The sequence below is a fragment of the Pelosinus propionicus DSM 13327 genome, from assembly GCF_900114615.1.
GTDB lineage: Bacteria > Bacillota > Negativicutes > DSM-13327 > DSM-13327 > Pelosinus > Pelosinus propionicus.
In genome coordinates this window covers 43,059-65,570 of the sequence record NZ_FOTS01000023.1, presented here as the reverse complement: position 1 = coordinate 65,570, position 22,512 = coordinate 43,059, and the positions used below count along the sequence as shown (strand labels likewise).

Below are 22,512 nucleotides of genomic sequence, written 5' to 3'. Positions count from 1 at the left end.
AGAATATCCATTTTTAATTATTTCATAAAGGGTAATTTAAAACCACCAAAAGATTTTTTACCACTTTTCTGCATATCTTGAAAACGTTTCATCATTTTTTTTGCTTCCGCAAATTGTTTGAGTAATTTATTGACATCTTGCACTCGAGTGCCACTACCCATAGCAATACGCTTACGACGACTGCCATTTATAAGCGAAGCGTCGCGTCGTTCTTTCTTAGTCATCGAACGTATAATAGCTTCCGTACGTGTCAATTCTTTCTCATCAATTTCAACATCTTTCAATTTTTTCAAATCACCCATGCCAGGTAGCATACCCAAGATTTGGTCTAAAGGACCTAACTTACGCACTTGCTGTAATTGGCTTAAGAAATCATCTAAATTAAAATCATCTTTACGTAACTTCTTTTCCATCTCTTTGGCTTGTTCCAAATCAATAGAAGTACCAGCTTTTTCGATTAAGCTAAGGACATCCCCCATCCCTAAGATACGTGATGCCATACGATCTGGATGAAAGATTTCAAGAGCATCTAATTTTTCGCCCATACCCGTAAATTTAATGGGACAGCCAGTAACGGCTTTAATGGATAATGCTGCACCACCACGAGCATCCCCATCTAGTTTGGTAAGAATTACACCATCTAATCCTAAATCCTTATTAAAAGACTCTGCTACTGTAACCGAGTCTTGCCCTGTCATAGCATCCACAACTAATAAGATTTCATGTGGCTTTACTTTTGTTTTGATTGATTTTAATTCCTGCATTAAATCTTCATTAATGTGTAAACGGCCAGCAGTATCAATAATCACTGTATCTCTAGCATAAGAAGTGGCATATTCGACTGCTTTTTGTGCAATCAACACCGCATCTTTGCATTCGTCCACCGTAAAGACAGGTATATCCAATTGTCCGCCTAAAACTTGCAATTGTTTTATAGCAGCAGGACGGTATATATCCGCAGCTACTAATAAAGGTCGTTTGCTTTGCTTTTTAAGTAAGTGAGCTAATTTACCTGCGGTAGTTGTCTTACCAGCACCTTGTAATCCAACAAGCATAATGATCGTCGGAGGACGTGAAGAAACCGTAATACGGCTTTGCGTCCCCCCCATAAGAGCGGTCAACTCATCATTAACTATTTTTACTACAAATTGGGCTGGTGTTAGACTTTGCATCACTTCTTGCCCAATTGCCTTTTCTTTTATATTCGCAATAAAATCCTTAACAACTTTAAAATTAACATCAGCCTCTAATAAAGCCATACGTACTTCACGCATTGCCTCATTAATATCTGTTTCCGATAACTTTCCTTTCCCCCGTAACTTCTTAAACGTTTCTTGCAACTTGTCTGCTAACCCTTCAAAAACCATACTACACCTCTTTTGAATAGTCTAATAAACAATTCAATTCTTGTAGTGCCAAACGCAATCTAGGTACTTGCTGTACTTCTTTTGGCAACTCATGTATCAATTCATATATATGTTGTATAGCCTGTTGTTCACGTTGGTGTTTTTCAACAAACTTAAGTTTTTCTTCATATTCTGTAAGTACCTGTTCAGCCCTTTTTAAAATATCATGGACTGCTTGTCTTGTTACCCCTAATTCATCAGCAATTTCAGCCAGTGATAAATCATTTAGGTGATGCATTTCTATAGCAAGTTGTTGTTTTTTCGTCAACAATGCACCATAAAAATCAAATAATAAAATAATACGCAATATTTTATCTAACAGTTTTATCACCTCTTGCCTGACAAGGGAAAATACTTTACAGACCATATTATAAAATAAAATGCATTTACTGTCAAGTGTTTTTACTTGTCACCAAATAATGCCTCTGCAAATTCCTGCGGCACGAAAGGCCGCAAGTCACCAGCACCTTCTCCTACTCCAATCCATTTTACAGGTACATTCAGCTCGGACTTAATCGCAATAACTACTCCGCCTTTTGCAGTACCATCTAACTTAGTGAGTACAATTCCTGTCAATGGTATTGCTTCTCCAAATAGTTTTGCTTGATTAATCGCATTTTGTCCCGTTGTTGCATCCAGGACTAACAGGGTTTCATGAGGAGCATCAGGAATCTCACGGCTGGTTACACGTCCAATTTTTTTTAATTCTTCCATTAAATTCGATTTTGTATGTAGTCTTCCAGCTGTATCAATAATAACAATATCAGCTTTCTTAGCTCTAGCAGATTGTACTGCATCAAAAGCCACTGCAGCAGGATCAGATCCTTCCTTATGTTTAATGATTTCAGAACCCGTTCTCGTTCCCCATATTTCTAATTGATCAATAGCAGCTGCACGAAAAGTATCCGCTGCTGCCAATATTACTTTATGTCCTTGTTCTTTATAATATTGACCTAACTTTCCTATCGTTGTCGTTTTACCTACACCATTCACACCAACAACAACAATTACAGTAGGAGGAGCAGCAGCAAGTTTGATATCATTACTACCTTCTGTCAGCATTTCGCTAATTTTATTTTGTAAAAAAGGTTTTAAATCCTCAGGACCATTAATATCTTTACTCTTGATACCTTTTTTGATATCAGTCATTAATTTGGCAGTTGTATGCACACCCACATCGGCCGATAATAATACAGCCTCCAAATCATCAAGAAACTCATCATCAATGGTTGCATATCCCACCACCAACTGTTCAATCTTCTCCGTGAAATTCTTTCTAGTCTTTTCTAAACCAGCTTTTAATTTTCCAAAAAAGCCCATATTATTTACCTCCAGTTTAACTACTTTATTTCATCTGTTAATTTAACAGAAACTAAACGTGATATACCTGATTGTTCCATCGTAATTCCATGTATAATATCAGCAGCCTCCATTGTCCCCTTGCGGTGAGTAACAACGATGAATTGAGTATGGCGAGCATAATCTCGTAAAAACTCACGTAATCGATCGATATTTGCTTCATCTAGCGGTGCATCAATTTCATCTACCACAATAAATGGAGCCGGGCGATAAGCTAAGAAAGAAAATAAGAGAGCAATCACCGTAAGAGCTCGTTCACCGCCTGATAGTAATATTAAGTTCTGCATTTTTTTCCCGGGCGGCTGTACGCTAATTTCTATCCCTGTATGTAGAATATTATCAGGGTCAACTAATTTTAATTGAGCTTGTCCACCACCAAACAAGCGAGAAAAAATATCACTAAAATGTTCATTAATTTTACTAAAAGCGGTTAAAAACTTACTTGACATTGTTTTGTCAATATCGGCAATAATCGAGGCTAAATACTCTTTAGCAGATGTTAAATCTTGAAATTGATTTTTAAGAAAATCGCATCGTTCTTGTAAACGAATATAATCTTCTACTGCGCCATGATTTACTGGTCCTAGTAGCATAAGTTCTTTTTCTAAGTTTTTTATTAACTTGCTAATAGAATCTAAGCTTTCAGTGCGGCAAAGTTCTTTTGCCTGATCGATCGTAAGGCAAAACTGTTGCTCCAGCTGTTCTAAAGAGCGTGTAACTTCAAAACTATATTTAGTTGCCAAAAGTTCACTCTCATGTAGACGAGTTTGTACTTCATGGTGGTTACGCCTCAAATCTTTTAGTTCTTTTTCCAGTTGCTGCATTTCTACCAATAAATTAAGCTTTATTCCATAATGATTTTTATGATGTTGCTCATAGTTGATCTTGTCTTCTGTGAGCGTTTTAAATTTCGAAGAAGTATCAGATAATTCTTGACTGGACTGTAATATTTGCGCTGCAATGTCAGTACGTTCTGCAAACAATTGTTGAAGCTGCTCTTGCAGCAATTGCTTAGCTTGTTCTGCTTGCTCACAATTAGCAACAAACCCAGCAATTTCTTGCTGCACTGTTGTAATGTTAATTTTAAGATCGGTTAGGCTCTCTTGCAATATATCTTTAGAAGCTTGCAAATCTCTACATTTTTGCTGTTCTAGAGCAATCGTCTGCTTGTGCTGACCATCACGGTTTTCTAAAGAAACAATCCTTGCTTTACACTGAGATAAAGTAACCTCTAACTGTTCTTTTTCTCGATAGCATGCAGCTCTATCAGTATTAATAGTAGTAATTGCTAAAGTGATCCGCTTTATATCAAATTGTATTTTATCAGAATGAACCGTATTTTCAGCTTGACGAACATCCATTTGCTGACGCTGTTCTTGAGTGGCAGACAGTTCATAATTGATATTTTCTACTTCAGCTCTAACGTTTATTACCTTTTCCTGTATTGCATCAAAATTATTTCTTCCCTCATCCAATTTTAACTTAATGGCAGCGATTTCATTATTACGCCCCAAAAAACTAGTTTCTCGTTTACCCGTGCTGCCACCGGTCATTGAACCACCTGGATTTAATACTTCGCCGTCTAATGTAACGATTTTTACCGAAAAGCCGGATTGTTTAGCGATGGTAAGAGCAATCTCAACGTCTTTTGCTATAATCGTACGTCCCAATAAGAATTCAATTACTTTGCGATAACATGAATCACAAGTTACAAGATCAGCAGCAAATCCTAATGAGCCATTCATTTTAGCAGCAGCTATTTCTGCATCTCTAGGTTTAAAAGGTTTAATCGTATTTAAGGGTAAAAAGGTAGCTCGTCCTAAGCGCTCCGTCTTTAGAAAATGCATAGCTTCTTTCGCAATATCGGAATCCTCCGTAATAATGTGTTGTAGCGCCCCACCTAATGCAATTTCAATAGCCGTAACATATTCATCAGGAACTGTAATTGTTTGTGCCACTGCGCCACAAATCCCTCTATGCCAGGGAGCGTCACTTTTCAGAATACTTTTTATTCCACGAGCAAAGCCTTCATAGTCATTTTGCATGTTCGATAAAATTTTGAATCGGGATTGCAATTCATTTACCTGTCTCGTCAATTGTTGTTCTTGATGCAAGAATTGTTGTAAGGTATTCTCAGTATTTTTTTTCTTGATATGCAAAGCGTTATTTTCTTGATTTAATTGTGTAATCTTAACTTGTATTGCCTCTTGCTCTGCCAAGAGAGATGTATATGCTAATTCTGCTTGCTGTAACTGGTTCTGGTACCCCTGATATTCTTGATCGAAGTTAAGTTCCCGGGTTTCGATTCTTACAATATCATTTTGAATTGTCACAAGTTTATTTCGTTCTTCAACAATTTCTTGTAAAAATGTAAGAGTTTTGTCTTTACTAGATTCTAACTGCTTTTCTGCTTGTTCTAAACTGGTAACTATATTTTGATAGAACACATTTTTGTCAATTAAGATTTGTTGCAGGTTTTCTGTGAACTTTTTTTTCTCAATTAGAATTTCATTCACTTCACTATTTTTTTTCTCAAGTTCATTTTTTTGTTTTCCTACACGGATTTCTTCATCTCTTATACGCTCTTGATTGCGTTTTCCTTGACTAATTCGTTCTTCTAGTACAGCAACCTTACCATGAATTCTTTCTAGTTCTGTTTCTGCCTCATTTATAAAAGTCGTATACGAAGTAAGTTTTTCTTCTACTTGTATTAACTCAGTTGCCAATTTCTCTTTATCAGTTTCTTTTAAATTCAAATTTGTACTCACAGTAAGTTCATTTTCTGTTAAATGCTCTTTCTGCAAGTTGGCACTTTCTATTATTTTCTCAGACTTGTCTAATGTACTAAGCAGTAATGTCACTTGACAAGACGTAAGTTCGGTCTTAAGAGTATTATACTGTTTTGTCTTTTCAGCACTTTCTCTAAGTGGAACAAGTTGATCTTCAATTTCATTTGTAATATCAGACACTCGAATGAGATTTTGAGTAGTATCCTCTAATTTGCGCATTGCATCTTTTTTTCGTTGTTTGTACTTGGAGATACCAGCTGATTCTTCAAATAATAAACGCCGCTCTTCTGGCTTGCTATTTAGAACTTCATCGACTTTATTTTGCCCAATGACAGTCATCGCATCCCTTCCTAGACCTGTATCAGCTAATAATTCATATATGTCTTTTAAACGACATGCTGCTTTATTAATGAAATATTCACTATCACCAGATCGGAAGACTCGCCTAGTAATGATAACTTCACTAAAATCTAAGGATAGGGTACCATCACTGTTATCAAAAATTACGGATACTTCAGCTGCACCTAAAGGTCTGCGACCTAAGCTACCGGAAAATATTACATCTTCCATTTTTGTGCTGCGTAAATTGCGAACACTTTGTTCACCAAGAACCCAACGAATGGCATCGGAAATATTACTTTTTCCGCTGCCATTTGGACCTACAATAGCAGTAATACCATTGCCAAATTCTATTTCTGTTTTATCTGCAAAAGATTTAAACCCATATGCTTCAAGCCTACGTAACAGCAAACTAAATCACCACACAATATTATTATATCTAACTTTAGAATTTTACCATGCGTTGGTTGTTTATACAATAAACTTAAGTAAAAAACCTGCTTGCTAAGCAAACAGGCATATTTACGAAATTAAAAAGCTATATTAATTTCAACTTCGATTAGGTCCCTGATTACTCTTAGGAATTTAGCACTAAAATCAATTGTTACCTGGGTTCCACAATAAAACGAATCGCAGTGCGCTGTTCACCATCAATAATGATTTCGGCAAAGGCAGGAATTGCAATTAGATTAATACCATTGGGTGCAACAAATCCGCGAGAAATTGCAATTGCTTTGATGGCTTGATTCACTGCGCCGGCACCTACTGCTTGGACTTCCGCAGAACCTTTTTCTCTTAACACTGCAGCTAAGGCACCTGCTACCGATTTAGGATTTGACTGTGCAGATACTTTGAGCACATCCATTAGCTAACCTCCTTTTGGTATCAGGACGTATTACAATACATGATATTCTCTGGATTTTCCAGAAATACCTTTTTTTATAATTTAAATAAAAAATATCATTTTTTTATTAAGTACATAATATAGATTGTTATACTCAAATCCTATTTCATTCTTACTATGACCATCTTGTTTTAGAATAAGATGGTCAATACCATAGATACGCTTTACTTTTTTTATATTTTGATTAAAAATGCCTCTAATTTTAGAAGTATCATGAGAATGATGATGGATAATGATAGGATCATTCTTGTCCATAGGAAGAATCGACTCTATGAAATGGGCTAGCATGCAATAAAAAATATAGGAATCTACCATTTCTCCAAATGCAGGATGATAGGGGCCAGCCAATACAATATTGCCTTTGTCCAAATCTTCTGTTGCTTGCAAGCCAGTACGAATCGTTAATATCCCCTGCTGTTCAAAAAATAATTTTAAATATGCGCTACGAATAATTCCTGCTGATAAAGATAATGCCTTATAACTTCCATTATCATACCTAGTAGCCAGTTGAGTATTGGCAATGACTAAAGTAGGATAAATACGCACAAAGTCTGGAACAAGCTTAATAACACCATATGCAGTATGAATCAAACTGTTCCAATCTTCTAAAGGTAAACCTGGCATTAATTGAATGCCGCAGGTTATATTCATTTTTTTTATAAGAGTTATCGCCTCAAAAACATTTAGCGCAGTATGCCCTCGAGCACTCGCATCCAATACCGAATTATCCAGAGATTGCACTCCCAATTCAATGATAGATACCCCAAATCTTATAAGATTATCTAGAATCTGCTGCGAAATACAATCTGGACGAGTTGAAAGACGAATTCCATGAATTTTCTTGTTTATTAAAGCTGTATATGCTGGTTTTAATAATTCTGACTGCATACTAAGAGGCAAGGCAGTAAAACTGCCACCATAAAAAGCAACTTCAATGTGTCTTTTTTCTGTAATTCTTGTCAAATGTTCATCAATAATGGCCTGTACTTCTTGATGCCTTACAGGAGTCTCTCTCCCGGTAATCTTTCTTTGATTACAAAAAATACAATTATGTTCACAACCGAAATGTGGTATAAAAATAGGTATAATATAATGTCTCATAAAAACTCCTTCTTCTTTTTCAAGGCGAGAATCTATCACATCCTTCCAATGGATCGTGACTTCATTATAAATAATAATTAATGTAGACGACCATGTGGTCGCCTACATTAATTATTATTTATAATTCCTAACTTCACTAATGCTTGCTTTGCAGCATATTGTTCAGCCTCTTTTTTACTTTTGCCTAAGCCCTTACCAAATAAATCTGCATTTACTAATACAATTACTTCGAATAGTTTATTATGATCAGGTCCATTTTCAGAGATAATTTCGTAAGTGATTCTACTGTCATTTTTTTTCTGAACAACTTCTTGCAGTACGGTCTTATAGTCCTTCACGTATTCACCACGCGCAACTAAATGTAACTCTGGCTGAAGCTGTCTTAACACAAAATTACTAACCTGAAGAAAACCGCTATCTAAATATATAGCACCAATTACAGCTTCAAATGAATCTGCCAAAATAGAAACGCGTTCACGACCACCTGAGCTAGTCTCACCTTTTCCTAAAAATAAATATTCTCCAATTCCAAGTTTAGCCGCACACCGAGCCAAAGTAGGCTCGCAAACAATAACTGCTCGAGCCTTTGTCAGCTCTCCTTCAGGAAGATGACTAAATTGGCGAAATAAGTATTCACTAACTATCAAATCCAATACGGCATCACCAAGAAACTCCAACCGCTCATTATGAGAAATAAGTGTTTTTTTACACTCATTGGCATAAGAAGTATGGGTAAGGGCTTGATGCAATAAATTGATATCTCTAAATTGCACACCTAATGTATTCGATAACCTGGATAATGCGTCCATTCTTTTCTTCGTAAGCATTTCAATCATATCATATTAATTTTCGAATTTTTTTAATAAGATAGTTGCGTTATGTCCGCCAAAACCTAAAGAATTAGATAATGCTACATTTACGACTTGTTTGCGAGATGTATGCGGAACATAATCCAAATCCATTTCTTCATCGGGCGCATCACAATTAATAGTAGGAGGAATCATATCATTCTCTAAAGTTAAAACAGTAGCAATACATTCGATGCCACCTGCTGCACCGAGTAAATGTCCTGTCATGGATTTGATAGAGCTAACAGCTAATTTATAAGCATGCTCACCAAATAATGATTTAATTGCCAATGTTTCATTTTTGTCATTAAGAGGAGTCGAAGTACCATGGGCATTAATGTAATCAACAACTTCTGGAGCGATACCAGCATCATTAAGAGCCATCTCCATACATTTTGCTGCCTGTGCTCCTTCAGGGGCAGGTGCAGTAATATGATAAGCATCAGCATTAAAACCATAACCGATAACTTCTGCGTATATATGCGCTCCTCTAGCAACTGCATGCTCTAAAGATTCAAGAATTACTACACCTGCTCCTTCACCCATTACAAAGCCATTACGGTCCTTGTCAAAAGGACGTGAAGCTTTTTCTGGTTCATCATTACGCGTTGACAGGGCTTTCATTGAGCAAAAACCAGCTACTGCGATAGGAGAAATAGCCGCTTCCGTACCACCAGCCACCATGACATCTGCATCGCCGCGTTGGATGACTTTAAAAGCATCACCAATTGCATTGGTTCCTGTTGCACAAGCTGTAGTTATACAACTACATGGCCCCTGTAAACCAAAGGTAATCGATGTTTGTCCAGCAGCCATATTACCAATCATCATTGGGATAAAAAACGGACTGATACGATTTGGCCCTTTATCAAATAAATTTTTGTACTGTTCATTTAACGTATCCATTCCACCAATACCAGTACCAATCATGGTGCCAATTCGGGTAAGATCTTCGGTATCCAAATTAATACCCGAATCTTCAAATGCCATTTTACTAGCAGCAACAGCAAATTGAGTAAAGGGGTCCATACGTTTCGCTTCTTTTTTATCGATATATTTTGTGGGATCAAAATCTTTAACCTCACCCGCAATCTGGGTAGTATATTCACTCGCATCAAAATGGGTGATTTTACCGATACCAGATTTACCGGCTAGAAGAGACTGCCAGAATTCATCTTTACCAATTCCGATAGGTGTTATCGCACCTAGTCCTGTTACCACAACTCGTTTTTTCAAATGGAATCACCTCACGTTAATTTATAACTTCAACCTCTGCAAGAAGTCTATTGAAAATCTCTTTAACAGGTAGTATTTCATCTATTTTATGAATGTACTCACCGGTAAACACTAATCCAGTTTCTACATCACCCTGTTGAGCGCGAATCAATGCCTTAATAATGCAAAAGTTTCTTGCACAATGTTTTAAACATCCATCACAACTTTCAGGAACAGGTGCAGTACTTCCAATAATTTTCTCTGCAAATGGATTTTTCAAAGCACGACCAGGTAATCCTACTGGACTGTTAATTAAAACAATATCTTCATGCTTAGCTTTTAAATAAAACTCTTTTAAAGCAGGGGCAGCATTTGATTCTTTACTGGCAGCAAATCTCGTTCCCATTTGCACACCATCTGCACCCAGCCTTAGTGTATCAACAATATCTTGACCACTAATGATGCCACCAGCACCAATCACTGGTATTTTTACTGCATTTTTTATACTAGGAAGTAATGAATGCAGGGGTTGATCTGTACCTAAATGTCCACCAGCTTCTTTACCTTCAACAATTACGGCAGAAGCGCCTAATGATTCCGAAATTTTTGCTAATTTTGCAGAAGAGACAATGGGTACAATCGGTGTACCTGATTCTTTTCCTAATCCAAACATATCACGAGAAAATCCTGCACCCGCGACTACCAAATCAATGCCTTCTTCAATTGCAGTTTTTACAAGACCTGCAAATTCTCTTGCTGCAACCATTGCATTGATACCAATGATACCTGTGCTAGTAAGTGAACGCGCTAAGCGAATTTCTTTGCGCAGCTCATCAAAGCTCATGCCAGAAGCAGCAATTAGTCCAATACCACCCGCTTCACCGACAGCAGCTGCTAAAGGGGCTGTAGATATTCGAATTGCCATTCCACCTTGTATGATGGGTATTTTTGCTACTAAATTACCTATTTTAAGTTCTGGAAGTTTCAAGTTATAACTCCTCCATTCGATAGGACATTGTCTTTTAAGAAAGTCCCGCGAAAAAATCATTATTTCACGGGACTTTCCATTTTTAATACTAGAAAATTAACCTTGTTTTTCTTTTTCTATGTACTCTACCGCATCTTTTACAGCTTTAATTTTTTCAGCAATTTCATCAGGAATCTCAATGTTAAATTCCTCTTCAAAAGCCATAATTAACTCAACGATGTCAAGAGAGTCAGCACCTAAATCATCTATAAAAGTAGAATCCATAGTAACATCAGCTTCATCAACACCAAGTTGTTCTACTGAAATTTGTTTAACTTTGTCAAATGTTGTCACGATATTCACCTCCTTTCAAAGGCAAAGATTTACATTAACATACCACCATCAACGTTCAATGTTTGACCCGTAATATAATTTGCCGAGTCTGACGCCAAGAACGTCACAGCAGCTGCAACATCTTCAGGACTACCTAATCTTCCGGCAGGTATTTTTTCAGTTAACTCTGTCTTAACTTGATCAGATAAAACAGCAGTCATGTCAGTACTAATAAACCCTGGAGCAATCGCATTTACAGTAATGCCTCTCGAAGCCAATTCTTTAGCCATAGATTTAGTAAATCCAATGACGCCAGCTTTAGCTGCAGCATAATTTGCTTGACCTGCGTTTCCCATTAAACCAACAACAGATGTCATATTGATAATCTTACCGGATTTTTGCTTCATCATAATGCGAGAAACAGCTTTTGTACAAACAAAGACACCTTTTAAATTGATATTCATAACTGCATCCCAATCTTCCTCTTTCATACGCATTAAAAGATTATCACGAGTAATTCCAGCATTATTTACTAAAATATCAATTTTACCAAAAGTATTAATTGTTTCTTTAACCATCGCATCTACTGCTTCTACATCACCAACATCTGCTTTTACAACAATCCCTTGACCGCCAGCAGCGACTATTATGTTTTTAACTTCCTCTGCTGCTGCTTCATTACCAGCATAGTTAATTACAACTTTGGCACCTAATTTTGCTAATTCAATTGCAACAGAACGACCAATACCTCTAGAAGCACCAGTGATAATTGCAACTTTTCCATCTAAATGCATTTTAACGAACCTCCTTGAAATAATCAAGGGTTTTTTCTAAACTATTACTATCTTCTACATTTAGATTCGCTATTTCTTTAGCAATTTTTTTAGTAAAAGATGATAATACTTTTCCAGGGCCTACTTCAATAAACGTATCAGCACCAAAACTCACGATCTCGGCTACACATTCTTCCCACTCTACAGGATGATCTGCTTGCTTTACTAAAGAAACTTCAATATCTTGACTCTTGATAAGAGTTTGTCCATTAACATTAGCTACAACTGGAATTGCTGCGTCATTGATCGTTATTTTACTTAACTCTATTGCTAATTTCTCAGCAGCTGGTTTCATTAATGTACTATGGAAAGGAGCACTTACTGGTAGTATTACAGCTCGTTTCGCACCAGCCGTTTTTAACATTTCAGCTGCTTTTTCAACAGCCTTAGTTTTTCCCGCAATAACGATTTGCCCCGGACAATTAAAATTCACAGCTTGGACAGCGCCAAATTCAGCCTCTGCTTTTTGACAAATATCAATAACAATTTGACGATCGCTACCAAGTATTGCTGCCATACTACCTTCTCCCAATGGAACTGCTTCTTGCATAAACAATCCACGTTTGTGGACCAATTGTACAGCATCACTAAAAGAGATAGCACCAGCTGCTACTAAAGCAGAATATTCACCTAGGCTATGTCCAGCTACAATTGTAGGTACGATACCATGTTCTTTTAGTACTTCATATAAAGCAATACTGACTGTCAAAATGGCAGGTTGTGTATTCACTGTTTTTCGCAATTCATCCTCTGGACCATTAAAGCACATATGAGTAATTGAAAATCCTAATGCCTCATCTGCCGCCTGAAATATCTTTTTAGCTACATCAAAGTTTTCATATAATTCTTTTCCCATTCCTACAGTTTGCGAGCCTTGACCAGGAAAAACAAAAGCTATCTTTTTCATATTATACCTTCCCTTTAACTATAGTTAAATATTATCAGATATACCAGATAAAACCTTTGGTAGACCGTTAACCAAATCTTGGATAATCTCTTCTACAGACTTAATATCTGTAATCATACCTGAGATTTGTCCAACCATAACAGAACCATGATCTACATCACCTTCACGAGCAGCGATGCGTAGTTTACCTGCACCTAACTGTTCAAGCTCTTCAGGTGAAGATCCATTTTTCTCCATGGCATGGTATTCACGGGTAAATTTATTAGTAAGCACCCTAACAGGATGACCAGTTGCAATACCAGTTACTATCGTAGAACGATCTTTTGCTTTTAAAATAGCATTTTTATAATTAGAATGTGCAATACATTCTAAAGATGCCACAAAACGAGTGCCTATTTGAACACCTTGAGCCCCTAAGGCTAAAGCTGCTGTCATGCCTCTACTATCAGCAATACCACCTGCTGCAATTACAGGTACACTTACTGCATCGACAATTTGCGGAATCAAAGACATGGTACTAATTTCGCCAACATGCCCGCCACTTTCCTGCCCCTCAGCAATAATAGCATCTACACCCGTCCGCTCCAATCTTTTAGCTAATGCTACAGAAGCAACCACAGGTATGATTTTACTACCGATCGCTTTTAAAGCGGGTATGTATTCTGCAGGGTTACCAGCACCCGTAGTAATTACTGCTACTTTCTCATCGATCACTACTTGCATCACTTCTTTAACAAATGGTGACATAAGCATGATATTAACACCAAAAACTTTTTTGGTCAACGATTTTGTTTTTTGTATTTCCTTGCGAAGCACGTCTGGTGGCATATGACCAGCACCGATAATACCTAGGCCACCAGCATTGGAAACAGCAGCAGCAAGTTCAGCAGTAGCTACCCAAGCCATTCCACCTTGCAATATAGGATACTTAATATTTAACATTTGGCAAAGTTTATTTTTCAACAGTTTTATCCTCCTTGTACCATTTGATGACACAAGATCCCCATGTAAGTCCTGCACCAAATCCAACTAATACAACTATATCATCATTTTTAAGCTTACCACTTTTCATTGCTTCATCCATTGCAAGAGGAATGGATGCAGCAGAAGTATTTCCATAATTATCAACATTTATAACGACTTTTTCCATAGGCAACTTTAGTCGTTTAGCCGCGGATTGAATAATTCTAATATTTGCTTGATGAGGAATTAAACAATCTACATCCGTATGAGATAAACCTGAGTGTTCCAAAGCCTTAATCGCAGCTTCTCCCATTACTTTAACAGCAAATTTAAAAACATCATTCCCACTCATTTGAAGATAATGCAAACGCTGCTCAATACTTTCATTTGTAGCCGGTATACGTGAACCGCCTGCAGGCATTTTTAATAGTTCTCCACCTGATCCGTCAGCACCAAGTTCAACCCCTAAAATCCCATAACCTACAGGAACCTCTCCTAAAACTACAGCTCCAGCACCATCACCGAATAACACGCAAGTATTGCGATCATTCCAATCGAGAATAGTGGATAATGTTTCTGCCCCAATAACCAAAATTTTTTTATACAGTCCGGTTTTAATAAATTGACTACCGGTTACCAAACCATAGGCAAAGCCAGAACATCCTGCTGATAAATCAAAAGCAGCTGCTTTACTTGCCTTAATTTTATCTTGTACCAGACATGCAGTAGAAGGAAATAACATGTCAGGAGTAGCCGTAGCCACAATAATCAAGTCAATTTCATCTGCAGTTACACCGGCATCCACTAGAGCTCTTTCAGCAGCCAGCGCTGCCAAAGAAGAAGTAGCAACTCCAGTTTCAACAACATGACGCTGCTTGATACCAGTTCGGCTAACAATCCACTCATCAGAAGTTTCTACTACTTTCTCCAAATCTTTATTTGTAACTATTTTCTCAGGAGCAAAGCTACCAATACCAATAATTCCTACTCCTTTATTCATCTCCTGCATTCGTAATAACTCCTTCCTTTGCAATATTTTCGCTTATATGTTTAACAACATTATTTTGCGTAAATTCAGTTGCAACCCGAATTGCATTTTTTATAGCTTTTGCTTTGGAGCTACCGTGGCAAATAATAAAGCATCCATTAACACCTAAAAGAGGAGCTCCTCCATACTCTGCATAATCAAGCTTTCGTTTTAAACCTTTCAGTGCAGGCAAAACCATCAAAGATGCCATTTTAGTTAAAATACCGCTATTTTTAATACTTTCTTTTATTAACTGCATAATAGCGCTACTTAAACCTTCTCCCAACTTTAACACTACATTACCCACAAAGCCATCACACACAACTACATCAACAGTTCCTTTCGGAATATCTCTTCCCTCTACATTACCAATAAAGTTTACTGTCTGCAATTGACGCAAAAGCGGGTACGTAGCTAAAGCTTGCTCATTTCCCTTAGTCTCTTCTTCACCTATATTTAACAAACCCACACGAGGGGTTTTTATATCCAAAATATATTGAGCGTATATTGAACCCATAATTGCACTTTGCACTAAATGTTTTGGCTTACAATCCACATTAGCGCCAGAATCTAATAATACCGTAGTCCCACTAAGGTTTGGAATAGGAGTAGCAATAGTGGGTCTTTCCACACCTGGAATGCGTCCAAGTCCAAATAGTGCAGCCGCTACTGCAGCACCTGTACTACCTGCTGAAACAACAGCATCACATAAGCCCTCTTTTACTAAGCGTGTAGCCACAACAATCGATGCATCCTTTTTTTTACGAGCTGCTGCTCCAGGATGTTCATGCATTTCAATTGTTTCGCTAGCGTGCTGGACACTGATATTTAAATGACCCCACTGCCCTGCCTTATCTAATACTTTTTTAATTTGGATTTCGTCTCCAACTAAAACAATTTCACATTGATACTCGCTAGCGGCCTGTATTGCTCCTAATACAATTTCTTCTGGCGCATAGTCGCTACCCATGGCATCAACGGCAACTTTCATTGATAGTCTCCCTTTCATGGCTCTAAAGATACCATAATAAATTTAGCACGAAATACTTCCTGCTTTTCATTTCTAGTTTTTACCCAAATAAACGATTTATTTCCACGTTTTCGAATTACTTCAGCTTTCGCTATTAACTTTTCTCCAATATGAATCGGCATTTTATATTTTACATTAGCTACACCAGTCAGTGCTGTAGGCGCATCAATAACGGCAAGAGCTAAGGAATTTGCTTGCGAGAATACATAATGGCCACGAGCAATTTGTGTTTTTTCAAAAACCATTTCAGGCGTAATATGTAAAATGGAGATACCTTGTTTATCCAACTCTAAATCAATTAAATCGCCTACAATTTCATTACTGGCAATTGCTTTTAATTTATCTTGAGCACGTTCTGCCATTTGTTTCGTACGTTCTCGCAATTCAGGTATACCCAACTCCAAACGATCTAGTCGCAGAGTTTGAATGCTTACATTTAACAATACTGCTAATTCACCATCTGTAAGAAATGGGTTTGATTCTATTTTTTCCTTAAGTATTTCTTGCCGTAGCTTTTTATGAATACGCGCCATCATATCACCTAGTTTTATTTCATTACACTGATTTTTAGTAGTTGCTACTATAACCAGTTACTATTATAATCACTTAGCAACTAAAATGCAAGAAAAAACAGTGAGCAAGAAAAAAGTTCATTAACTCTTATCTTGCTCACTAAGTAAGATCTTATTCTGCTTTTGCTTTTATTACTACCTTACCATTGTAATGACCACATTCAGGACAAATTCTATGAGGCATTTTCAATTCGTGACATTGTGGACATGCTACAAAGCCAGGAACGGTTAATTTCCAATTCGCACGACGTTTGTCACGACGAGCTTTGGACATCTTACGCTTAGGTACTGCCATTTACTACACACCTCCTTAACAGGGTTTCAACTATAGTTATCGGAAAAATAAAATTCAAACGACGCAGTTAGAAAATCCTTTAAATTCATTTTAAAAGTTTTTGAAGTACTGCGAGTCTTGGGTCGATTAACTTCCCCTGACAATCACATTGTGCAGTATTAAGATTAATACCACAATGAGGACACAACCCTAGACAAGTTTCACCACATACGCTTTTCAATGGTTCTGCTAATATTAAGCTCTCACGAACTAAATCAGCAATATCAATTTCATCACCAGTATAATAAGCTAAATCAGCTTCATCATCAATAGCTTCATCACTAGATTGTTGATAGTTATCACTAAAAGGGATTTCCATCTTTGCAGAAAAATCCTCTAAACAACAACTACATTGATATTGGGCATTAGCAGAGATTACACCTTCAACAGCAATTACTCGCCCATTATTTATCAATTTACCTTCAACGTGTATAACACTACTTTTCCAGGGACTTTCCCCCTCGATAGCTAGTTCTTCAGCAGAAGTGACAAATTCAAATGTTTGTTCGTTACCAATAGCCTTTTTAGCCTGTAAGACATTAATTTTCATCATTTTCCACCTCAACCTTCATTAATTATAGCTACCCCTCTATATTTTGTCAACAAGAAAAGGCTTGGCTAATGCCAAGTCTTTTCTTACTGACAATAATATTACTTACTACAAATACTTTTTGTATCCCTAGCAATCATTAATTCTTCATTTGTTGGAATTACAAACAATTTTACTTTAGAGTCGTCAATACTAATTTCTCTTTCTTTACCACGAACATTATTTTTTTCATTATCAATTTTAGTATTTAAATATTCTAACCCCTTTGAAATGTTTGCACGCATTTCGATAGAGTTCTCACCAACACCAGCTGTAAAGATGATTGCATCAACGCCATTCATTGCCGCTGCATAGCTCCCAACAAATTTTACAACTTCATATGTAAACATGTCCAATGCCAATTGAGCACGTTCATTGCCCTCTTGAGCAGCTTTTTCAATATCTCTAAAGTCACTTGATACACCTGAAACCCCTAAAACACCCGACTTCTTATTAATGTAAGTATCAATTTCTTCCATCGTCATATTTTCTTTTTTCATTAAAAATGGAATGATAGCTGGATCTATATTGCCACAGCGTGTTCCCATCAAAAGTCCTTCTAGTGGCGTGAACCCCATACTGGTATCAACACATTTACCATTTGCAATGGCAGCTACGCTAGAACCGTTACCTAAATGACAAGTAATAATTTTTAAATCATTATAATCTTTACCCATTAAGTCAGCAACTCGTTGTGACACATACTTGTGAGAAGTTCCATGGAAGCCATAACGTCGAATTCCGTATTTCTCATACGCTTCATAAGGCAATCCATACATGAAAGCTTTCTTAGGCATCGTTTGATGAAAAGCAGTATCAAAAACTACAACTTGTGGTATTCCTGGCATTAATTCAGTGCAAGCATTAATTCCTGCAATACTTGGCGGATTATGAAGAGGTGCCATTTCGATGCAATCTTCAATTGCCTTTATTACACCTGCATCTACCAGCACAGAGTCAGAAAATTTTTCACCACCATGAATACCACGATGTCCAATCGCATCAATTTCCTTCATGCTAGAAATGACTCCATGTTTGGCATCAGTTAATGCCTCTAATACTAAGCTAATACCGATTGTATGATTTGAAATATTAGCATTAATAACAACTTTTTCTTTGTCAGCAGGCTGATGAGTTAACACTGCTCCATCTAAACCGATACGTTCAACTAACCCCTTTGCTACTACTGACTCATCATTCATCTCAAATAATTGATATTTGATAGAAGAACTTCCGCAATTCACTACTAAAACTTTCATAATTCAATTCCTCCTCGTATTCTTCTCTTCTTTACTATTCTCTTTATACGATCATACAAGTACTTAAGTTTCGACACAGTACTATTTTTTCCTTTAATTTTATACAAAGTTACTAAAAAAAACTGTTTTCCTATAGTATTAGCAATTTTCTTTTATAAATTACAAAAAGAAGTAGAGATCTGGGTATTTTTATTTATTTTTGTAGAGTTTTATCAGTATAATGGATATTATAACTTAATACACAGTTATAATAATCTTTTGAAACTGGAGTGACCATATTATTATGCAAGCAGTTGGTGTTATTGTTGAATACAATCCTTTTCATAACGGTCATAAATGGCAAATAGATGCTGCAAAAAAAAGATCTGGTTGTCCCTTTGTCATAGGTGTTATGAGTGGAAATTTTGTACAAAGAGGCGAACCAGCAATATTTGATAAATGGAAACGAGCCGAAATGGCAATTCGGGGTGGTGTAGATCTTATTATTGAACTTCCTACTGTATTTGCAGTGCGCAGCGCTCAGTATTTTGCTGCTGGAAGCATTCGTCTTTTACATTCTTTAGGTATTGTCAGTCATGTTTGCTTTGGAGCAGAACACGCCGACTTGGAACTATTGAAAAAAATTGCAACAGCTACAAGTGATGTAAATATAATGAACCAGATGCATATAAATTTGCATTTAGGTAATACATATGCCTCAGCATTAGGACAAGCCTTAAGAAAGCATTATAACGTTGCTGAAAATATTACATCTTCTTCTAATAATATTTTAGCAATAGAATATTTACGGGCTATAAAAGAATTTTCACCGGCATTGCAGCCAATTGCTGTTACTAGACAAATTTCAAAATATAATGATACTACGATTACCTCATCCTTTGCGAGTGCCACTGCAATAAGACAAGCGATTATAGAATATCTTACCGTTACTGATAAAATAAAATTAGCTGTCCCTGAAACAACGTCAGAAGTTCTTTATGACCTTCTGTTGCAAAAATATGGACCAGTAACTTTACATAATTTTTCTTCTATTATTTTAGCTCAGCTAAGACTAAACAACTCCAAGCAATTGGAAAAAATACCAGGTGTGTCAGAAGGTCTGCATTATAAAATCCATGATTCTTCTCTGTTAGCAACAAATATAGACCATTTGTTATCACTGTTAAAAAGTAAGCGTTACACTTATACACGTTTACAGCGCATACTAATTCACGCTTTATTGGGAACTACTCAGGAGCAATTGGCAAACTTTGATAAGGAAGGTCCCTTATATGCTCGAATTTTAGCCTTTAATCAAAATGGACGTTTACTTATAAAAAAGATGAATCAACACAACACAATTCCCGTGATAACGAAAACCACTCATTATTTAAGTAGCAAACAACGTGATAACAATATTCTCACTCCACTGCAGCAAATGCTTTCTGTTGATACTTTAGCAAGTGATATTTATAGCTTAGGAATCCCTTCTTCTAATTTGAATATGGGTGCATGGGATTTTCGTTATCCAGCTCTTTATATTCCAACATAGAATGATTTAATAAATGTTTGATATCTAAGATCATCTTCTCTGCAGCTTGTTCGCCTAATAGTACGCTTTCATCCATATATTCAAATGAACTTGGTTGAATATGAGCAACGTCTGGCCGGATTAATATGTCCCAATTATGTTGTCGATATTTGAATAATTCCCGTTCCATAATGTCGATTGATTGTATAATAACATCCAAAATATTCGTAATGTTGCATATTGTTCCTGCATGTGCTAAATCAACGGCAATTACAATATCAGCCCCCATTTTTCGGACTATGTCAATAGGAGTGGGGTTAAGCACTGCACCATCAACGAGTAGCATATCACCTAAGATAAAGGGCACAAAAAAACCTGGCACCGAAGTACTTGCTCTTACAGCAACAGCTACATTACCTTCCGTAAAGATAATTTCCTTGCCTTGTTTTATATCCGTAGCCACGATAGCTAGCGGAATCCTCAAATCCGAAAAATTTTTCCCTTTTGTTAGTAAATGTATAATTTCCAATACTTTGTCACCAGAAACAATTCCCATTTTTGAAATCATAAAATCCATCCAATGACGAGGTTTTAAGTGTTTCGCTAATTGTAAAATGATTTCTGGCGTATGTCCTGAACAATATAGAGCTCCAATTAAGCTACCAATACTACAACCTGCAATGTAATCAATAGGAATTTTTTCTCTTTCTAGAATCTTCAACACACCAATATGCGCTAACCCTCTTAATCCGCCAGATCCAAGAACCACACCAATTTTAGGCCGCATCGAAAACACTCCTTAGGAAACAGCAAGAGGTACACTCCAGCTATTTTTTCAATTCCTATCTCATATAGTTATATTATCTCTCATATTTCAATATATATTAAAGACCGCCTGATAGGAGAGGAGATAATTATATGAGAATTTTCAGCAGAGGCAAACGTTATCACTCACGTCTACTAGCATATTTTATGGCGTTTGGTGTCGTTTTTATTACTATTTCTATGGTAAATTACCCAAAAGAAGCATTTGATTCAGCGATTATGGGACTAAATTTATGGTGGAGTGTTGTCTTTCCTTCCTTGTTACCTTTTTTTATTTTATCTGAACTTCTAATGGGATTAGGTGTAGTTCATTTTATCGGTATTTTACTAGAGCCATTAATGAGACCTGTTTTTAATGTACCAGGAGTAGGAGCCTTTGCCTTATCCATGGGGTTGGCCTCTGGCTACCCTATGGATGCTGTAATAACAGGCAATTTTCGAAAAAATCGACTCTGTACTGCTGTTGAGGCGGAACGTCTATTATCTTTTACCAATACAGCCGACCCCCTATTTATGTTTGGCGCCGTTGCTGTTGGTATGTTCGGGATGCCAGAATTAGGTGCAGTTATTGCACTGGCGCATTATCTTTCTAGCTTCCTTGTTGGAATTATTTTTCGCTTTCATGGCCGCGAACGAGATCATTATGCTAACGAAACAAAAATAGTAAAGGGAAATATCTTATTAAGAGCTTTTCGAGCTTTATATGCCGCTAAACAGGAGGATAAACGCTCTATTGGACAATTATTAGGTGACTCTGTAAAGAATTCTATGAACACAATTTTATTAATTGGTGGCTTTATTATCCTTTTCTCTGTCTTTTTGCGCATTCTATCTATTGTTGGCATTACTGATCTATTAACAACTGTTTTTGCGGGATTATTAGGATTGATCGGCTTCACCACAAATCTTGCTCCTGCTTTAGTGAGCGGTTTGTTTGAAATCGATTTAGGTGCATTAGCAGCAAGTCAAGCCGATGGATCATTACTTGAGAAAACAGTAGTCGCAAGTATAATCATTGCATGGAGCGGCCTTTCAGTACACGGGCAAGTAGCCAGCATCGTTATTGAGTCAGGAATACGAATGTTACCTTATATGGTTGGAAGGCTTTTGCACGCGATTTTGGCAGCGATCATTACAATATTCTTAATGAAATCTTCCTTTCTCAATGCCACACAACTATTTATTTTGCCAGTTCTACTAACCCCTAATTCAACTCCTGTTAGTTCATTTCTTACAAGAATTGAACAAGTAAGTTATCAGATCTTAGTATTGTTAAGTATTATGATTGCCTTATCTATTGCGATACACATTAGTAGAGAATTATATGGATATATAAGAAGAAAAAGTTATTAAATCATTATAATCTATGACACTTATAAGATTTGCAAAACAAAGCAGCCGT

At 36.7% G+C, this 22,512-nt stretch carries 22 protein-coding genes; 2 read left to right on the top strand and 20 right to left on the bottom strand.

The window, feature by feature from the left end; all coding sequences use genetic code 11:
- Positions 1 to 17 precede the first annotated feature (17 nt).
- The 19 genes from ffh to BMZ99_RS13450 all read right to left on the bottom strand — a co-directional run bounded on the left by ffh (position 18) and on the right by BMZ99_RS13450 (position 18,775).
- Positions 18 to 1,367 (bottom strand): signal recognition particle protein, encoded by a 1,350-nt coding sequence (gene ffh, locus BMZ99_RS13540; RefSeq protein WP_090938129.1) that lies wholly within the window; start codon positions 1,365 to 1,367, stop codon positions 18 to 20.
- A 1-nt stretch (position 1,368) separates the two neighbouring features.
- Positions 1,369 to 1,737: a YlxM family DNA-binding protein gene (gene ylxM / locus BMZ99_RS13535; RefSeq protein ID WP_245754963.1), complete on the bottom strand. Its 369-nt coding sequence runs from the start codon at positions 1,735 to 1,737 to the stop codon at positions 1,369 to 1,371.
- 71 nt (positions 1,738 to 1,808) lie between these two features.
- Positions 1,809 to 2,726: a signal recognition particle-docking protein FtsY gene (gene ftsY / locus BMZ99_RS13530; RefSeq protein ID WP_090938125.1), complete on the bottom strand. Its 918-nt coding sequence runs from the start codon at positions 2,724 to 2,726 to the stop codon at positions 1,809 to 1,811.
- 20 nt (positions 2,727 to 2,746) lie between these two features.
- Complete coding sequence (gene smc / locus BMZ99_RS13525) at positions 2,747 to 6,304, bottom strand: chromosome segregation protein SMC (protein WP_090938123.1); 3,558 nt, start codon at positions 6,302 to 6,304, stop codon at positions 2,747 to 2,749.
- A gap of 193 nt (positions 6,305 to 6,497) precedes the next feature.
- Positions 6,498 to 6,758: a stage V sporulation protein S gene (locus BMZ99_RS13520; RefSeq protein ID WP_007934571.1), complete on the bottom strand. Its 261-nt coding sequence runs from the start codon at positions 6,756 to 6,758 to the stop codon at positions 6,498 to 6,500.
- Positions 6,759 to 6,839: 81 nt separating this feature from the next.
- Entirely contained in the window at positions 6,840 to 7,898 is a 1,059-nt protein-coding gene (locus tag BMZ99_RS13515) for an elongator complex protein 3 (RefSeq protein WP_090938120.1), read from the bottom strand.
- Between the two features lie 107 nt (positions 7,899 to 8,005).
- Positions 8,006 to 8,734 (bottom strand): ribonuclease III, encoded by a 729-nt coding sequence (gene rnc, locus BMZ99_RS13510; protein ID WP_090938117.1) that lies wholly within the window; start codon positions 8,732 to 8,734, stop codon positions 8,006 to 8,008.
- A 6-nt stretch (positions 8,735 to 8,740) separates the two neighbouring features.
- On the bottom strand, positions 8,741 to 9,982 hold the full coding sequence (gene fabF / locus BMZ99_RS13505) for a beta-ketoacyl-ACP synthase II (RefSeq protein ID WP_090938114.1): 1,242 nt from the start codon (positions 9,980 to 9,982) through the stop codon (positions 8,741 to 8,743).
- 16 nt (positions 9,983 to 9,998) lie between these two features.
- A complete protein-coding gene (locus BMZ99_RS13500; protein ID WP_090938111.1) occupies positions 9,999 to 10,949 on the bottom strand; it encodes an NAD(P)H-dependent flavin oxidoreductase in 951 nt (316 codons plus the stop codon).
- 96 nt (positions 10,950 to 11,045) lie between these two features.
- On the bottom strand, positions 11,046 to 11,282 hold the full coding sequence (locus BMZ99_RS13495; protein ID WP_007934581.1) for an acyl carrier protein: 237 nt from the start codon (positions 11,280 to 11,282) through the stop codon (positions 11,046 to 11,048).
- Positions 11,283 to 11,311: 29 nt separating this feature from the next.
- The gene (gene fabG / locus BMZ99_RS13490) at positions 11,312 to 12,055 is read right to left on the bottom strand and encodes a 3-oxoacyl-[acyl-carrier-protein] reductase (RefSeq protein ID WP_090938109.1); all 744 of its coding nucleotides are present in this window, start codon (positions 12,053 to 12,055) and stop codon (positions 11,312 to 11,314) included.
- Position 12,056: 1 nt separating this feature from the next.
- On the bottom strand, positions 12,057 to 13,001 hold the full coding sequence (gene fabD, locus BMZ99_RS13485; protein ID WP_090938106.1) for an ACP S-malonyltransferase: 945 nt from the start codon (positions 12,999 to 13,001) through the stop codon (positions 12,057 to 12,059).
- Positions 13,002 to 13,025: 24 nt separating this feature from the next.
- Entirely contained in the window at positions 13,026 to 13,964 is a 939-nt protein-coding gene (gene fabK, locus BMZ99_RS13480; protein ID WP_090938103.1) for an enoyl-[acyl-carrier-protein] reductase FabK, read from the bottom strand.
- A complete protein-coding gene (locus tag BMZ99_RS13475) occupies positions 13,954 to 14,973 on the bottom strand; it encodes a beta-ketoacyl-ACP synthase III (RefSeq protein ID WP_090938101.1) in 1,020 nt (339 codons plus the stop codon). Before BMZ99_RS13475 ends, fabK begins: the two co-directional genes overlap by 11 nt.
- Positions 14,957 to 15,982, bottom strand: a complete 1,026-nt coding sequence (gene plsX, locus BMZ99_RS13470; protein ID WP_090938096.1) for a phosphate acyltransferase PlsX — start codon at positions 15,980 to 15,982, stop codon at positions 14,957 to 14,959. The genes BMZ99_RS13475 and plsX overlap by 17 nt, the downstream gene beginning before the upstream one ends.
- 14 nt (positions 15,983 to 15,996) lie before the next feature.
- Positions 15,997 to 16,557 carry a transcription factor FapR gene (gene fapR, locus BMZ99_RS13465; protein WP_090938093.1) on the bottom strand — a complete coding sequence of 187 codons (561 nt, stop codon included), beginning with the start codon at positions 16,555 to 16,557 and terminating at the stop codon, positions 15,997 to 15,999.
- Between the two features lie 148 nt (positions 16,558 to 16,705).
- On the bottom strand, positions 16,706 to 16,888 hold the full coding sequence (gene rpmF / locus BMZ99_RS13460; RefSeq protein WP_090938091.1) for a 50S ribosomal protein L32: 183 nt from the start codon (positions 16,886 to 16,888) through the stop codon (positions 16,706 to 16,708).
- 85 nt (positions 16,889 to 16,973) lie between these two features.
- Complete coding sequence (locus tag BMZ99_RS13455; RefSeq protein WP_245754962.1) at positions 16,974 to 17,480, bottom strand: YceD family protein; 507 nt, start codon at positions 17,478 to 17,480, stop codon at positions 16,974 to 16,976.
- Between the two features lie 98 nt (positions 17,481 to 17,578).
- Positions 17,579 to 18,775: an acetate/propionate family kinase gene (locus tag BMZ99_RS13450; RefSeq protein ID WP_090938086.1), complete on the bottom strand. Its 1,197-nt coding sequence runs from the start codon at positions 18,773 to 18,775 to the stop codon at positions 17,579 to 17,581.
- A 283-nt stretch (positions 18,776 to 19,058) separates the two neighbouring features.
- Here BMZ99_RS13450 and BMZ99_RS13445 point away from each other — a divergent pair, with 283 nt between their 5' ends.
- Complete coding sequence (locus BMZ99_RS13445) at positions 19,059 to 20,306, top strand: nucleotidyltransferase (RefSeq protein ID WP_090938083.1); 1,248 nt, start codon at positions 19,059 to 19,061, stop codon at positions 20,304 to 20,306.
- On the opposite strand, the gene BMZ99_RS13440 is transcribed toward BMZ99_RS13445, so the two are convergent.
- The gene (locus BMZ99_RS13440) at positions 20,248 to 21,072 is read right to left on the bottom strand and encodes a patatin-like phospholipase family protein (protein ID WP_090938080.1); all 825 of its coding nucleotides are present in this window, start codon (positions 21,070 to 21,072) and stop codon (positions 20,248 to 20,250) included. The two genes, BMZ99_RS13445 and BMZ99_RS13440, sit on opposite strands and share 59 nt — an antisense overlap.
- 131 nt (positions 21,073 to 21,203) lie before the next feature.
- On the opposite strand from BMZ99_RS13440, the gene ylbJ reads away from it, so the two are divergent.
- A complete protein-coding gene (gene ylbJ, locus BMZ99_RS13435) occupies positions 21,204 to 22,463 on the top strand; it encodes a sporulation integral membrane protein YlbJ (RefSeq protein ID WP_090938077.1) in 1,260 nt (419 codons plus the stop codon).
- The last annotated feature ends 49 nt before the right edge of the window (positions 22,464 to 22,512 follow it).